General features: G+C 74.2%; 14 protein-coding genes. 6 read left to right on the top strand and 8 right to left on the bottom strand.

Annotated features, from left to right (window positions below; genetic code table 11):
* Entirely contained in the window at positions 1–1107 is a 1107-nt protein-coding gene (locus tag BMX65_RS16335) for a WD40/YVTN/BNR-like repeat-containing protein (RefSeq protein WP_075001031.1), read from the bottom strand.
* Positions 1108–1399: 292 nt separating this feature from the next.
* On the opposite strand from BMX65_RS16335, the gene BMX65_RS32895 reads away from it, so the two are divergent.
* Positions 1400–2158 (top strand): DUF6214 family protein, encoded by a 759-nt coding sequence (locus tag BMX65_RS32895; protein WP_079171923.1) that lies wholly within the window; start codon positions 1400–1402, stop codon positions 2156–2158.
* A gap of 179 nt (positions 2159–2337) precedes the next feature.
* Here BMX65_RS32895 and BMX65_RS16325 read toward each other — a convergent pair whose 3' ends face one another.
* Positions 2338–3042, bottom strand: a complete 705-nt coding sequence (locus tag BMX65_RS16325) for a TetR/AcrR family transcriptional regulator (RefSeq protein WP_075001030.1) — start codon at positions 3040–3042, stop codon at positions 2338–2340.
* Between the two features lie 355 nt (positions 3043–3397).
* On the opposite strand from BMX65_RS16325, the gene BMX65_RS16320 reads away from it, so the two are divergent.
* The gene (locus tag BMX65_RS16320; RefSeq protein ID WP_075001029.1) at positions 3398–4198 is read left to right on the top strand and encodes an SAM-dependent methyltransferase; all 801 of its coding nucleotides are present in this window, start codon (positions 3398–3400) and stop codon (positions 4196–4198) included.
* 91 nt (positions 4199–4289) lie between these two features.
* Here the strand turns inward: BMX65_RS16320 and BMX65_RS16315 are convergent, their stop codons facing one another.
* From BMX65_RS16315 to BMX65_RS16300, 4 genes are all read right to left on the bottom strand, one after another.
* The gene (locus BMX65_RS16315) at positions 4290–4982 is read right to left on the bottom strand and encodes a phosphatase PAP2 family protein (protein ID WP_075001028.1); all 693 of its coding nucleotides are present in this window, start codon (positions 4980–4982) and stop codon (positions 4290–4292) included.
* 103 nt (positions 4983–5085) lie between these two features.
* Positions 5086–6027, bottom strand: a complete 942-nt coding sequence (locus tag BMX65_RS16310) for a M56 family metallopeptidase (RefSeq protein ID WP_075001027.1) — start codon at positions 6025–6027, stop codon at positions 5086–5088.
* 133 nt (positions 6028–6160) lie between these two features.
* The gene (locus BMX65_RS16305) at positions 6161–6766 is read right to left on the bottom strand and encodes a DUF5134 domain-containing protein (RefSeq protein WP_075001026.1); all 606 of its coding nucleotides are present in this window, start codon (positions 6764–6766) and stop codon (positions 6161–6163) included.
* Between the two features lie 88 nt (positions 6767–6854).
* Positions 6855–7235: a hypothetical protein gene (locus BMX65_RS16300; RefSeq protein WP_075001025.1), complete on the bottom strand. Its 381-nt coding sequence runs from the start codon at positions 7233–7235 to the stop codon at positions 6855–6857.
* 717 nt (positions 7236–7952) lie between these two features.
* On the opposite strand from BMX65_RS16300, the gene BMX65_RS16295 reads away from it, so the two are divergent.
* The 3 genes from BMX65_RS16295 (at position 7953) to BMX65_RS16285 (ending at position 11433) form a co-directional block, all read left to right on the top strand.
* Positions 7953–9353: a hypothetical protein gene (locus BMX65_RS16295; RefSeq protein ID WP_244905671.1), complete on the top strand. Its 1401-nt coding sequence runs from the start codon at positions 7953–7955 to the stop codon at positions 9351–9353.
* Between the two features lie 134 nt (positions 9354–9487).
* Positions 9488–9685 carry a hypothetical protein gene (locus BMX65_RS16290; protein ID WP_075001023.1) on the top strand — a complete coding sequence of 66 codons (198 nt, stop codon included), beginning with the start codon at positions 9488–9490 and terminating at the stop codon, positions 9683–9685.
* Between the two features lie 503 nt (positions 9686–10188).
* Positions 10189–11433, top strand: coding sequence for a cytochrome P450 family protein (locus BMX65_RS16285; RefSeq protein ID WP_075001022.1), 1245 nt, complete (start codon positions 10189–10191; stop codon positions 11431–11433).
* A gap of 27 nt (positions 11434–11460) precedes the next feature.
* Here BMX65_RS16285 and BMX65_RS16280 read toward each other — a convergent pair whose 3' ends face one another.
* Both BMX65_RS16280 and BMX65_RS16275 read right to left on the bottom strand, forming a co-directional pair.
* A complete protein-coding gene (locus BMX65_RS16280) occupies positions 11461–11745 on the bottom strand; it encodes a hypothetical protein (protein WP_075001021.1) in 285 nt (94 codons plus the stop codon).
* 44 nt (positions 11746–11789) lie between these two features.
* On the bottom strand, positions 11790–12635 hold the full coding sequence (locus BMX65_RS16275) for a DUF4232 domain-containing protein (RefSeq protein ID WP_079171922.1): 846 nt from the start codon (positions 12633–12635) through the stop codon (positions 11790–11792).
* Positions 12636–12876: 241 nt separating this feature from the next.
* Here BMX65_RS16275 and BMX65_RS16270 point away from each other — a divergent pair, with 241 nt between their 5' ends.
* Positions 12877–13632 carry an SDR family NAD(P)-dependent oxidoreductase gene (locus tag BMX65_RS16270; protein WP_075001309.1) on the top strand — a complete coding sequence of 252 codons (756 nt, stop codon included), beginning with the start codon at positions 12877–12879 and terminating at the stop codon, positions 13630–13632.
* The last annotated feature ends 37 nt before the right edge of the window (positions 13633–13669 follow it).

Below are 13669 nucleotides of genomic sequence, written 5' to 3'. Positions count from 1 at the left end.
TCAGGCGACCACCGCCGCCCGCACGCACAGCACGTCCGGCAGGTGCGAGGCCAACTGCTGCCAGCTCTCGCCCTCGTCCGCGCTGGCGAAGACCTCGCCGTTCCGGTTCCCGAAGTAGATCCCGGCCGGGTCCGCGTCGTCCGTGCACAGCGCGTCCCGCAGCACCGGTCCGTAGTGCGCGGCCTCGGGAAGGCCCGCGCCCAGCGCCTCCCAGTCGCCGCCCGCGTCCTGGGTGCGGTACACGCGGCAACGGTGCCCGGACGGCACCCGGTCCGCGTCCGCGTTGAGCGGGAAGAGGTAGGCCACGCCGCCGCGCCGCGGGTGGGCCGCGACGGGGAAACCGAAGTCCGAGGGGAGGGAGTCGCCGATCGACTGCCAACTGGAGGCGCCGTCGTCACTGCGGAAGACGCCCCAGTGGTTCTGCAGATACAGCCGGTCGGGGTCCTCCGCATCCCGCGCGATCTTGTGCACGCACTGCCCGTACTCGGGGTAGCGGCGGCCCTCCGGCAGGAACACCGCCGAGACCCCGCGGTTGCACGGCTCCCAGCTCTCGCCGCCGTCCCGGGTGCGGTAGGCGCCGCCCGTCGAGACGGCGATCGTCACATGCCGCGCGTCCCGCGGGTCGACCAGGACGGTGTGCAGCCCCAGTCCGCCGCCGCCGGGCGCCCACTCCCGTCGGGTGGGGTGCTCCCACAGCGCGCGGACGAGGGAGAAGGACACGCCGCCGTCCGTGGAGCGGAACAGCCCGCCGGGCTCCGTCCCGGCATAGACCACACCGGGTTCGTCCTCTCCACCGGGCTGGAGCTGCCAGACACGCTCCAGGGAGGCCCCGGTCTCCCGCGGGTAGGCCACCGGAGGCCGCGGGGGCTCCTGCCAGGTCCTGCCCAGGTCGTCGGAGTGGAAGACCGAGGGCCCCCAGTGGGCACTGTCCCCTCCCGCCAGCAGCCTGGGCGCCGGGCCGCGCCGGTCGATGCTGAAGGAGTAGACGGCCTGCGCGTCGAAATACGGGCCGGTGAAGTCCCAGTCCGCCCCGCCGCGCCGGGCAACCGGCCGCCGGGCGAGGAACAGGCCCTTTCTCGTACCTACCGCGAGCAGTACGTCCGCCATTGCGGCACCGCCTTCGAGACGTCGTTGTCCGAGGTGTCCAGCTCCGAGTCGTCCGGAACACGGAACAGTCTGCACCTGCCCACTGACACTCCCGCCCGGACTGCGCGGGCGGCGTCCCGGGCGGGTCTCCACGGCGCCCGTTCGGCCCCCGGAGGCGCGCGCCCCCGACGCCCGAACGGCGGCACACCCGTGCGCCGAACGGGCTGCGGCCGCCTCCGTCGTCAGGGTTGCCCGGGCCGGGCCGAGCGCGCCGCGCGGGCCCGGCCGCGGACGCCGGGTCTACGGTGCCGCCGTGTCGGAGAGATCCTCATGTCCGTGCTGCGCGCCGGACCAGCCCTGCCGGCAGGGCGGCTGCCCGTCCGCGTACCGGCCCCCGTCGCCGCCCGGCCCCGCGTGGCAACTGCGCGGCTACGGCAGCGGCGCGGGTGCTGCCCCGCACTCCGCCGGGGCGCCCTGGTTCGCCGTCGGCGTCAGCCGTCCGGACGGCACCCAGGTGGAGATGGTGGCCGCTGTGGTGGACGGCAGGATCCGCCTGGAGGAGGTGCGGGCCGATCCGCCGCTGACCCTCCGGGAGTTCGCGGAGCTCGCGCCGCGCCTCGGTGAGCCGCTGGCGCTGGCCTGCCCCTCCGTGCTCCGGCCGTCGGCGCCCGCCCCCACCGTCCGGACCACCGGGCCCTGCGTGCTGCCCGCGGCGCCACGCCCCGTCCCGCCGCGGCCCGCACCGCCACGATCCGCGGTCCCGCCCGCCCCCGCGGCCCCGCAGCCCCCCGCACCGGCACCGGCCTCCGCGCCGGACCCGGCGGCCGCCACGCCGCGGAGAGCGCCCGCGGCTGCTGCGGCGGGAGGACGCAGACGGCGGCCCGGTCTCCGCGGCACGGAAGCCCTGCACACGGCGGCCGGTGCCTACTCCGCGGCCCGGGCGCAGGGTCAGGACCCGGTGCTGGCCGTCATGCGGGTCACCGGGCACAGCCGCCGCAAGTCGCTGCGCGTCATCGCCGGCGCCCGCGACGCCGGACTGCTGAGCCCGCGCCACGCCCGCCGCCGACGCTGAACGGCGCGGGTCCGGCCCGGAACGGCGCCCGCCCGCCTGCGCTGTTCCGTGCATGCCGTGTGCGGTGAGCCCCGCGCGTGCCCGCCGCCGCACTCTGCGCCTCCTGCGGAGCCCGCCGGCACCGTCCACCGGGCGCGCCGGAGCGGCGACCCGCGCGGCGCATCACGGCCCCGCGCGGCTCACGGCCTGCCGTGCGGTCCGGAGCCGGTCTCCCAACCGCACGGACGCAGCCGTTCCAACTGCCGCACCCGGGCCGTATGCGACACCTCGGGGCTCTCCTCGGCCTCCGGTGGTGTTCCCTGCCGCCAGGCGAGTCCGTACCGGGCGAACAGCTCTCCCCGGAGCCGTCCGAGCGGCATCGGCGCACCGGGCAGCAGCACCGCGACGACAGCGCCCATCAGATTGGCCCGCAGCAGCGGATAGTCGGTGTCCGGGTCGGGGGAGCCGTACCGGACCACGGCCCCGCGCAGCACGGCTGCCAGGCGCTGCTGCTCGTCGCACCGGACGAACCCCTCCTGCTGCAGGATCCCCGCCATGTGGGCACGCATCAGCACCGGTTGGCTGCGGGCCAGTCCGAGTACGGCGTCGATGGCCCGCGCCAGCACTTCCCCTCCGCTGTCCGGCCCCTCCGGCGAGGGGCCGCGCTCCAGGGCCTCGCTCAGCGTCAGATGCATCAGGCGGTGCACCGCCGACTGGAAGAGCTGTCGTTTGCCGGGGAAGTAGTACGAGATGAGCCCGCGTGCCGAGCCGGCCCGATCGGCGATCGCGCCCAGGGTCGTCGACTCGTATCCGTGCTCGGCGACCAGCTCGACGGTCGCCTGCAGCAGGCGTTCGCGCGAGCGTCGGCGCAACTCTTCATTGACCGATGCGCTCCGGGGGGACATGCTGTAACTCCTGCGTTGACTGGCCGGCAGCCAATATATTCAGCACGACTTCGGGTGTTCGCCTCCAGGGGGCTGGAACGCCCGCTGCAGCAGCCGATATCGGGGCGACGCGGGGGATCGCCCCGATATCGGCGTCGACCGGGCGCCTGGGTGAGATGGACCGGCGAGGTTCGGCCGAGCGTACCGGCAGCGGCGGTCCCGGCCCCGACTCTAGAGGACGAGCGCCCCCTCAACACCCCTCCTGCCGCCGCGACTTTCCCGGACGGCTTCCGGCCGCCGCCCCCGGTACGGCGACCGCCCGTCCCCGGTACGTTGGTGCGCACACAGCGCACACCGCCGAGGGCAGGGGAGAGCCATGGTGCCGGGACCGGACCCCAGAGAGATCGACAACACGCTGCCGCATTCGGCGCGGATCTGGAACTACTGGCTCGGCGGCAAGGACTTCTACGACGTCGACCGGCAGGTGGGTGACGAGATCGCGCGCACCAACCCCGGCATCGTGACCACAGCCCGTGCCCAGCGGGCTTTCCTGTGCCGCGCTGTCCGCCATCTCGCCGCGGACCTCGGCATCCGGCAGTTCCTGGATGTCGGCACCGGTCTGCCCACTGTCGACAACACCCACGAGGTCGCCCAGCGCATCGCCCCCGACGCGCGGATCGTCTACGTGGACCACGACCCGCTCGTCCTCACGCACGCCCGCGCCCTGCTGACGAGCACCCCGGAGGGCGTCACCCACTATCTCGACGCCGATCTGCGCGAACCGGACGCCATCCTGGAGGGCGCGGCCGCGACCCTGGACTTCGATCGGCCCGTGGCGCTCATGCTGCTCGGCGTCGTCGCCCATCTCACCGACGACAGGGCCTACGACGTGGTGGCCCGCTTGACGGAGGCCCTCCCGTCCGGCAGCCATCTGGTCTTCAGCGACTCGGCCGAAGTGGTCCATCCGGAGGCGGTCCGCGCCATGGTGCGCCAGTGGAACCGCACCAGCGACAACCCGCGGGTCAACCGGTCCCGCGAGCAGATCCTCCGGTTCTTCGACGGACTGGAGGTCCTGGAACCGGGGCTGGTCTCGGTCACCCGGTGGCGCCCCGAGGCGCTCCCCTTCGGCGAGCCCGAAGAGGTCGACAACGTGGGCGCGGTGGCCCGCAAGCCCTGAGCGGCCGCCAGGAGCGGCCGCTCAGGGAGCGGTCACCGCGGGCGGCTGCCGACGGCCCCGCCGGTCCATCCGGGTACCCCCCGCCCGGCTTCTATCCGTGTCCGGGGCCGTCCAGCCGCTCCCCGGGCCGCAGAGCGGCCCACGCGGCCGCGGCCGCCAGCGCCACCGCCGCCCCGAGCAGCGCGCCCACCACGGTGTCCGTCAGCCAGTGCACGCCGAGCCACAGCCGGGTGAACGCGACGCCGAGAACGCTCACCGCGGCGGCACCGAGCGCCGTCCGCCACCTCACGGTGGTCACCGGTGTCCCCCGCTCCTGCCACAGCCACAGCAGCAGCGTGCACACCAGCGCGGCTGTCAGCACGTGCCCCGACGGCATCGCGGCGTACTCCGCCGAGGCCACCGGCTCCCGCCAGTGCGGCCGCTCCCTGCCGAGCGCCGCTTTCATCCCCTGCTGCACACCGGCGCCGACCAGGGCCGTGCCCGCCACCCAGCACGCCGCCGGACGCTCACCGCGCCACAGCAGCCGGACACACACCGCCGCCAGCAGCAGGCGGAAGGTCCACGGATCCCACACCCAGTCGGTGAGGATCCGCAGGAGCCGCGTCACCGCCGGGTGTTCCAGTGCCGCCGCGTGCAGCCCGGAGGCGGTGCTCCGGTCGAGCACCGCCAGCGGTTCCCAGGGCAGCAGAGCCAGACTCGTCAGCAGAACGGCCGCGGCGCCCAGCGCGGCGGCCGCAGCGGCCTGCCACACGCCTGCCGGACCGGCACGGGTCGCACCTCGCATGTCCCGATCATCGCCCCTGACACCGGCCGCGGTACAACTCCCGGCCGGGTGTTCCCCGCCGGACGGTACGGGGCGGTCGGCCGCGGACGGCCCGGAGCACGGGTCAGTGGCGCAGCGCGGACAGTCCGGGAGCGAACGCCACGAGCACCGGGATCACCGGTACCAGGGAGGCCACCGCCGTCATCCGCAGCCGGCGGCTGACGGACAGCCGCGGCCCGGGGGCGAGCAGCCGGTGCACCCGTTGCGGCACCAGCGCCACCGGTGTCGGACAGGGACCGAAGACGCCGCGCCCTTCGTTCAGCTCCACCAGGGCCAGGGCGATCGTGAGCCTGCCGTAGCGGCGGGAGGCGGCGTCGTCGGCGGCCAGTTCGACCAGTCGGTGCACCTGGTCGCGGAAGCCCGCGAAGACCGGCACCCGCGAGAACCCGGCGGCCAGCGCCGACGAGCAGTGCAGCAGCCAGTCGTGGCGCGCTCGCGCGTGTCCCTGCTCGTGCTCCAGCACCGCGTCCAGTTGCCGGCCCTTGAGCCGGCGCAGTGCGCCGGTGGTGATGGCCAACTGCGGGTTGGCACCCGGCAGCCACCAGGCGTCCGGCTTCTCCTCCTCCAGGACCACCAGCCGCTCGTTCGAGGAGGCGCTCTCGCCCGGCAGGCGCGGCGCCCGCTCGCGCAGTTCCGCCCGCCGCCTGCGGCGCCTGGCCCGCGCGTCCTTGATCTCCCGCAGCAGCATTGCGCCGGTCCAGGCGCCTCCGCAGGCCAGCAGCACGCTCAGGGCCCCGGCCCAGGGCGTGGAGGCGCTGGAGGAGTACGCCTCGGCCACCCCGTGCGGCGCCCCGGCGAACACGTGGCTGCGTACCGCGGTGAAGGCGGCCGCACCCGAGAGGGCCATCGCCAGCAGGCAGCACAGCAGCACCGCGCCGACCACGCACTGCCACACCCACAGGGCGAGCACCGGTTCCCGGTCGGGCCAGGTGGAGCGGGTCAGTACGCGCGGCGCGAGACCCGCGGCGAACAGGGCGAGCACCATCAGCGCGAGCGGGACGGTCATGCCGCTCAGCCTAGAAGGCCGTTACGAGACAGTGATACGCCCGGCAGCGCAGAAGTGACACGGCTCACAGCTCTGCCGGGTTTCCGGGTGGCGTCCGCGGGCGGGAGGGCTTCCGGCTCTGCGCGGACGCTCCTCAGAGCGCGAGCAGCATCGCGAACATCCCCGCTCCCATGGCGAGTCTGCAGCCGGCCGCGACTCCGGCCTGCCGTGCCACGGGCGGCAGCGCGGCCCGCGGCCCCACCGGGCCGCTCGCCGGGCCGGTTCCTGCCGGCATCAGGCGCGTCCCCGTCCAGAGCACGTATCCGGCGAAGTAGACCAGCAGCATGCCCGTCACCACCGGCAGGCCGCCCGCTGCGGAGTGGTGTGCGGCTGCTCCGCCGGACGGACGCAGGACCATCGCCAGCGACATGTACACCATCGCCGCGCTTCCCAGGAGATGGTGCAGATGCCGCCCCGGCGAGGCGGCGGCGTGCCGCTCGGTCGCCGCCAGCCGCAGCTCCCGTACCAGCAGCGCGCCGAAGAAGGTGCCGAAGACCCACCCCGACACCGTGTGCGCCGCGGGTGTTCCGCTCCAGGGGGCCGGCGCGGCCATCGCCGCCATCCCGAACCCCATCGCGGCCTCGCCCCCCGCCTCCGCGCGCGGCCCCGGCCGGGCGCCGCGCGCCCGCAGCAGGCACGAGGTGCCCGTCACCGCGCAGAGCGCCGTCAGCAGCCATCCGACCGTGGCAGGGCCGTGCATCCACCCACCTCCCCGGGGGAGGCTGCCCGCTCGCCGACGGCGCACGGGAGCGCACGGGGGCAGGGAGGGCGCGCCTGCCGCCGGTGGTTCAGCGGGGCCGGGGAGCGGTGTGCCCCATCATCTCGGTGGCCTCCAGCAGCGGCATGCCCAGGTCCTGGAGGAGGACGCGGGTGTCGTCGGTGTGGTCCGGGAGGAAGGCATGGTCCCCGTGCCCGGCGGAGCTGTCGCCGCCCGGGCGCTCGCCTTGCTCGTCCGCCGTCTCGTGCGCGTGATCGCGGATGCGGCGGCTGAGCAGCCGCCAGGCGTAGGCATTGGTGTGCGGGCTGCGCAGCGCCTGGTCCCACTGGTCGGCCAATTCGGCGAAGGCCAGGCGGACAACGGCGTCCGCCTGCTGCGCATCGGCCAGGCGGTTGTGCGCGTACTCCAGATACCGTTGCCGGTAGAGAACGCAGAAAGCGGTGAACGCCACCGGAGCTTCCGGTGCGGATTCCGGGCGTTGCGGCTCCCGGCAGGTCTGTGGTGGCGCCGTGGGCGCGGCGCGCTGTTCGCACGGCAAGGGCATACGAACGTTCAACGTTCCTCTCCCCTCCCATTCCCTCCGTTGCGGTCCCCCTCCTGCGGAAGCTACAGCTCCAGATGCGTCGGACGCCACGAGCTTCTGCACCGTGCAAATTCATCGGCAATTGCACGAGCAGCCGCACGGTGCGAATGGGGACGGATTGTCGAACTTCCAAGCGAGGAAAAGCCGCTCCGCTGTTCTTCTGTGATCGAAGCAGATCATTTTCGGCGAATCCGATAGCGTTCTTGATGTGTTGTTCGTCAGGCCGTCACTCTTCAGTCCGCACCAGGGTCACATGCCAACCATCGGAGTGAGCCACGCGGAATTCACTCCTGAGGGTGGAGAACCGGCACGGCGTCCGAATCTGCCGCAATGTCCCCCGAGGCCGGAGCCGGTGGCGGCAGCCGGATCGCCGACGTCGACGCCGTCGTGTTGAATTGGAGTCCGCCGTCGAAGGGTTGGAGGTCGCCGTAGCAAGGGGCTCGGCTGCGGGCCCGGCAGGAGCGCGCCACCGGCCGGACGCGGCCGGGCAGGGGCCGCCTCCGCTCACGTGGCGGCAACGGCCCACCGGGGCCTTGGGCTGACAACTGTCCGTGTTCTGATCGGTTTGGTGTGTGGGGGGTTCTGGTGTCGGTTCCGGGTGCGGGCTCCGAAGGTGCGAGCGACGGGGTGCTGGTGATGGCGGGCGTCGGCGGGGGCCTGATGGACGTCGGCGTCGTGATGGCGGGCCTGGGCGGAGTGTCCTGGAGCGGCATACTGGCCGGTGCGGACCTGTACCCGACCCGTCACGGCGCTGTGAACGTCGTCGAACTGGCCGGTCCGGTGGACCCGCAGATGGTGCTGGCCCGCGTGCGGCTGGTGGCCGGTGCCTCCGGCCGGCTCCTGGTGGTCGTCGTCGGAGAGCTGCGCAAGGACCCGGGCAAGGGCGGACTGCACATCGGACTGGGAGCGCCCGGCCAGCACTCGGCAGCCGTGCGCTACAGCGGACTGCCCTGGGAGTGGCTGACGGCGGAGCTGGCCGTACGGCCCCCCGGGTCGACCACCGTGCTGCTGGACGTGGCCACCGAGCCCGGCGCCTGGGAGGCGATCCGGGCGGGCGGCCTGCCGGAGGCCCACGGGGTGGCTGTGCAGGGCCGCGTGGTGCGGCACAGCCGCGAGTCGGCGTGGCGCCGGCTGCGGGGCGGCAACGCACCGGTGGAGCCCGCCTACCTGATGGAGTGCATTCGGCTGTGGCGGGCGGGCGGTCGCATGCCGTTCGCCGAACTGCACCAGCGGGCGGCGGCCGTCTCCGGTACGACGGAGCACGAGCAGGCGCTGTTCGTCGCCCCGTCCGCGGCCGCGGCACTCCCGGCTCCGGAGCCGGCGGGCGAACCGCCGCACGCCCACCGGCCCGCTGCCGCACCCGTCGGCCCGAACGGATGGGAGCCCCAGCCACCGCCCGGCCTCCCCGCGGAGTGGCAGCCCGCCGACCCCCACACGCTGCCGGTCCCGGCTCCGCACGGGGCGCCCGGTGCGGAGCCGGGACAGGGGAACGGCGCCGGCCCCCGGCACCGGCCCGCGCCGCCTCCCCCGGGGGCCCGGGTCCTCGACGAACCGGCCGAGGACCCGCACGAAACGATCATGGCCGCGGCGCGCGCCGGCCGCCACGAGGAGGCCGAGGCGCTCGCGGTGGAGTGGGAGGAGGCCGCCGAGCGCAGGGAGGGGCCCGGTTCGGAAGGAGCGCTGCACTGGGTGGAGGTCCGCGCCGACCTCGCCCGGCTTGCCGGCGCCCCGGCCCGCAGTTGCGAACTGTGGCTGCGGGTGGCCCGGGGCCGCCTCGAACGCGGCGAGTCCGAGGGGGCCTTGGAGGTGGAGGGCGCCGTGGACCGGGCCCACCACCAGTGGCAGTGCCTGGACGAGGGGGAGACCGCCCGCGAGTTGGCCCCGGAACTGGTCCTCCTGCGCCGCCGGGTCCCCGGCCGCCAGCCCGGTGCGGTACGACTGGTGGAGGAACGCGCCGAGCGGCTGCTCGGCGGCGTCGAGCAGTGAACCCGCGGTAACGGCCGCACGAGTGGCGCAGGCTGGTCCGTTCGCAGCAGCGCCGGACCGGCCGCCCGCTCCTCCGCCGACCGCTCCCGGACGCTGGGTGGCGTACTGCACCTGACGTCTTCTGAGGAGCGCGCATGTTCCGTCGATCCGTACTGGCCTTGGCCACGCTGCTCGCCACGACCGTGCTCGCGGTGGCGCCGGCTGCGGCGGCTGCCGAAGCCCCCGTGCCGCAGACCGGCGAGCTGACCCCCCGTGAACAGGCCGTCCTCAAGGCCGCGGAGAAGGCCCTGGGCACGCTGCTGGGTGGTGTGGTGTCCCTGGGTGGGAACTGAGGGGGCTCTGCGGGAACACTGCGGGAACGCTGAGGGAACACCGGGGGGAACCCGGAATCCCGCACCGGCTGTCCGCCCGGCCCGCCGCCGACCCGGCTCCTGCCGGGGCGGCGGCCGGCCCCGCAGGAGTGCCCGGGGCCAGGGCAGGACCGGTGCCCGGTGCCGTCCGGCCGACCGCCGGGGAGCGGCCCGGAGACCGGCCGCGGAACACTGCGGCGCGCCGCACCCGTTGCGCCGGGACAGGACGGCGCACGGTCAACTCCCCGCTGCGCGCGACGGCTTCGGAACCGGCCCGCGTCGGTGCGGGGAGCAGTCCGGCCTCCGTCGGCACTGTGGGGGAGCGTACGACCGGAGGGCCGGGCCGCCGGGGCCCGGGCGCACGCCGTACCGCGTGAGATGATCTTGCACCGTCTGCCCCCTACACGGACGCGTGATCGGCTCGTACTGTGGGCAGGCGTCACCGCGTCAATTCCCCGCCCCGCGAACGGAGATTGCGACTCACCGTGTCTGTTCCCGAGCTTTTGACTCTCGATCCCACCGGCAGCGACCCGCACGGTGAACACAAGGCCCTCCATGCGCGGGGGCCGGCGACCCGGGTCGACCTGCTGGGCGTCACCGCCTGGTCGGTCAGCGACCCGGTCCTCCTCAAGAAGCTGCTGACCGGCCCGGACGTCTCCAAGGACGCGCGGCAGCACTGGCCGCAGTTCGCCGAGACCGTCCCCACCTGGCCGCTGGCACTGTGGGTCGCGGTGGAGAACATGTTCACCTCGTTCGGCAGCGACCACCGCAGGCTGCGCAGGATGGTGGCCCCGTCCTTCAGCGCACGCCGGGTGGCGGCGCTCGGCGAGCGCGTCGAGAGCATCGTCGACGACCTGTTGGACGTGCTGGCGCGCACCCCCGAAGGGGAAGCGGCGGATGTGCGGGAGCTGTTCGCCTACCCGCTGCCCATCCAGGTCATCTGCCACCTGATGGGCGTGCCGGAGGAGCGCCGTGCGGGCTTCCGGCAACTGGTCGACAACGTCTTCGCCACCACGCTGACCCCCGAGGAGGCCGCCGCCAACACCGCGAGCCTCTACAGGGTGCTGGACGAACTGATAGCCGAGAAGCGCCGGCAGCCGGGCGAGGACATGACCTCCCTGCTCATCGACGCGCGGGACGAGGAGGGAGACGGGTCGGCGCTCTCGGAGGCCGAACTGCGCGACACCCTGCTGCTGATGATCAGCGCGGGCTACGAGACCACGGTCAACCTCCTCGACCAGGCCATCACCGTGCTGCTCACCCACCCCGAGCAGCTCGCGCTCGTGCGGGAGGGCCGCGCCAACTGGGCCGACGTGGTCGAGGAGACGCTGCGCTTCGAACCGGCCGTCAAGCACCTGCCGCTGCGCTTCGCAGTCCGCGACATCCCGTTGCCCGACGGGCAGGTCATCGCCAAGGGCGAGCCGGTCCTCGCCTCGTACGCCGCCGCCAACCGGCACCCCGACTGGCACGGCGAGAGCGCCGACACCTTCGACCTCACCCGCACCGATCCCGGCCCCGAGCACCTCGCCTTCGGCCACGGCGTGCACTTCTGCCTCGGCGCCCCGCTCGCCCGGCTGGAGGGCATCACGGCGCTGGAGAAGTTCTTCGCCCGGTTCCCCGACGCACGGCTGGGCGTCCCCGAGGAGGAGCTGCGCCCCGTTCCCTCGCTCATCAGCAACGGCCACCAGACCCTCCCGGTGGTGCTGCGCCCGCGGACTTCCGCGCACTGAGCGGCCGGCCGGGGGCCCGGTGTCCGGCTACCGCTCCCCGTCCGGCCGGGCGGCGTCGCACGCCTCACGCGTGCGACGCCGCCCGGCGAGCAGGCCGGTCCCTGCGACCACCAGACCGACAGCCACGACCTTGGCGGCTCCGTACAGGTTCAGGTACGCGTCCGGGGCCGCGTGGCCGGTGACGAAGAGGGCGGCGGCCGCCCCCAGGCCCAGCAGGATCAGCACGACTCCGCCGATCGGCCCGGTACCGGCCCACCACGGTGCGGGATCCGCCGCCGGGGGGCGGGGCTCGCCGGTGTGCTGGTCGCTCATCTGGATCCTTTCGGGGTCTGCGGACCGGGTGCGGGGCGCGGCGCTCAGCCGCCGGTGCCGGGGGAGACCGGGCCGATCTTCGGCACCGAGGCGTCCCCCGACGCGGTCACCGGACCGCCGGACCACCCGAGTCGCAGCGAGGACTGCTGGTCGGGCGGGGTGAGCAGGGCACCGTCCGGGGTGACGGTCGCGGTGCCCGTCATCCGCGGATCGGCGAACGACAGCGGGGCCCAGGCACTCGAGCCGGGCGCCAGTTCGACCTGCTGCGAGCTGCTGCCCTCGCGCTGCGGGGGGACGGAGACCCGGTTCCCCGAGGCGTCGACGAAGGCGAACCCCGGGAAGCCGCTCATCGTGCAGGTGCTGCCGGAGTTGTTGGTGAAGACCAGCGCGTGGTGGTGCTGGCCGGCCCCCGGGTGGTTGGGGCCTATGGACGCCTTGAGGTCCGAGGTCGCGCACGCGCCCCCCGAGCCGGAGCCGGGCTCTGCGCCGTCGCCGCCCGCTTCCGCGCCGCCGCCACCGGAGCCGCCGTCCGCGGAGCCGCCGGAGCCTTCGGAGGCCGAAGCGGAGGGCTCGGTGCTCCCGCCCTCGCCCTTCTTGCCCTTGCTGTCGCCGTCCTTCGCGCTGTCGCCCTTCTCCTTGCCGGACGGGGAGATTCCCGCGGGCGTCGCCTCACCGGAGACCCGCCGGAGTTCCGGGGCGCCGCCGTCCTGGCTGCCGCACCCGGCCAGCAGCCCCGCTGCCACCAGCGCCGCGGCAGCCGACGCGGCGGCTCTCGCCGGATGCCGGAGGCGGTCGCGCCGCGTGAAGGGGTTGCCGCCCGCGGCAGGGGCCGTCCGCGCGCGCCGGTTCGCCCTCGGGGTGGCGTAGGTCATGTCCGCGTCCGGTGCCATCGCTCTCGTCGACTCCCTGCTCGTGTCCCTGCTCGTGCTGTCCCCCCGCTGTCGGACCGTGCACAGCCTTCGACGGCGAGGCGGACGGAAAAGTTCACGGTGGTCGAAGTCCTGTTCTCCACCGCCCCCTCGCACCCTAAGGGGGGACCGGCGATCCCCGGACAGGTGCTGCCTTCCTCCCGTTCCCCGCCCGCGGCACCGTTGAGCTGCAGGAACCCGCTTCGTGAACGGAGAACACGGCATGACCCGCATCGCTCTGATCACCGGTGCCAACCGCGGACTGGGCCGCAGCACCGCACTGCATCTCGCCGAGGCCGGCACCGACGTACTGCTCACCTACCGCTCGCACGCGGACGAGGCCGAGGCCGTCACCGCACAGCTCCGCGCGCTGGGCCGGACAGCGGTCGCGCTGCCGCTGGACACCTCGGACACCGCCGCCTTCCCGGCCTTCGCCGACACCGTGCGCGGGACGCTCGAGGAGCACTGGGACCGCGAGGACTTCGACATCCTGCTCAACAACGCCGGACACGGCGTGCACAAGCCGTTCGTGGAGACCACCGAGGAAGACTTCGACGGGCTGATGAACGTCCATGTCAAGGGCGTCTTCTTCCTCACCCGGACGCTGCTGCCGCTGCTCAGGGACGGCGGCACGATCCTCAACACCTCCACCGGACTGACCCGCTTCGTCGCCGCCGAGACGTCCGCGTACGCGGCGGCGAAGGGCGCGGTCGAGGTCCTCACCCGCTATCTCGCCAAGGAACTGGGGCCGCGCGGTATCGCCGTCAACGTCCTGGCCCCCGGTGCCACCGCGACCGCCTTCGGCGGGGGCGCCGTCCGCGACCGGCAGGAGACCCGGTCCGCTCTCGGCGCGGTCACCGCGATGGGCAGGGTCGGCGAGGCGGACGACATCGGCGCCGCTGCCGCGGCACTGCTCGCCGAGGGCACGTCCTGGATCACCGGCCAGCGCATCGAGGCATCGGGCGGCATGCTCCTGTAGGCGACCGGGGGGAGGGAGAATGGCACCGTACCGGCGA

This window comes from Streptomyces qinglanensis (genome assembly GCF_900111245.1).
GTDB classification, from domain to species: domain Bacteria; phylum Actinomycetota; class Actinomycetes; order Streptomycetales; family Streptomycetaceae; genus Streptomyces; species Streptomyces qinglanensis.
This window is presented reverse-complemented; position numbering and strand designations above follow the sequence as displayed.

Bases quoted from the DNA above. Each gene is read 5' to 3' on its own strand.
- BMX65_RS16335 (WP_075001031.1), bottom strand. From the start codon at position 1,107: ATGGCGGACGTACTGCTCGCGGTAGGTACGAGAAAGGGCCTGTTCCTC.
- BMX65_RS16325 (WP_075001030.1), bottom strand. From the start codon at position 3,042: ATGTCCCCCCGGAGCGCATCGGTCAATGAAGAGTTGCGCCGACGCTCG.
- BMX65_RS16320 (WP_075001029.1), top strand. From the start codon at position 3,398: ATGGTGCCGGGACCGGACCCCAGAGAGATCGACAACACGCTGCCGCAT.
- BMX65_RS16315 (WP_075001028.1), bottom strand. From the start codon at position 4,982: ATGCGAGGTGCGACCCGTGCCGGTCCGGCAGGCGTGTGGCAGGCCGCT.
- BMX65_RS16310 (WP_075001027.1), bottom strand. From the start codon at position 6,027: ATGACCGTCCCGCTCGCGCTGATGGTGCTCGCCCTGTTCGCCGCGGGT.
- BMX65_RS16305 (WP_075001026.1), bottom strand. From the start codon at position 6,766: ATGCACGGCCCTGCCACGGTCGGATGGCTGCTGACGGCGCTCTGCGCG.
- BMX65_RS16290 (WP_075001023.1), top strand. From the start codon at position 9,488: ATGTTCCGTCGATCCGTACTGGCCTTGGCCACGCTGCTCGCCACGACC.
- BMX65_RS16280 (WP_075001021.1), bottom strand. From the start codon at position 11,745: ATGAGCGACCAGCACACCGGCGAGCCCCGCCCCCCGGCGGCGGATCCC.
- BMX65_RS16275 (WP_079171922.1), bottom strand. From the start codon at position 12,635: ATGGCACCGGACGCGGACATGACCTACGCCACCCCGAGGGCGAACCGG.
- BMX65_RS16270 (WP_075001309.1), top strand. From the start codon at position 12,877: ATGACCCGCATCGCTCTGATCACCGGTGCCAACCGCGGACTGGGCCGC.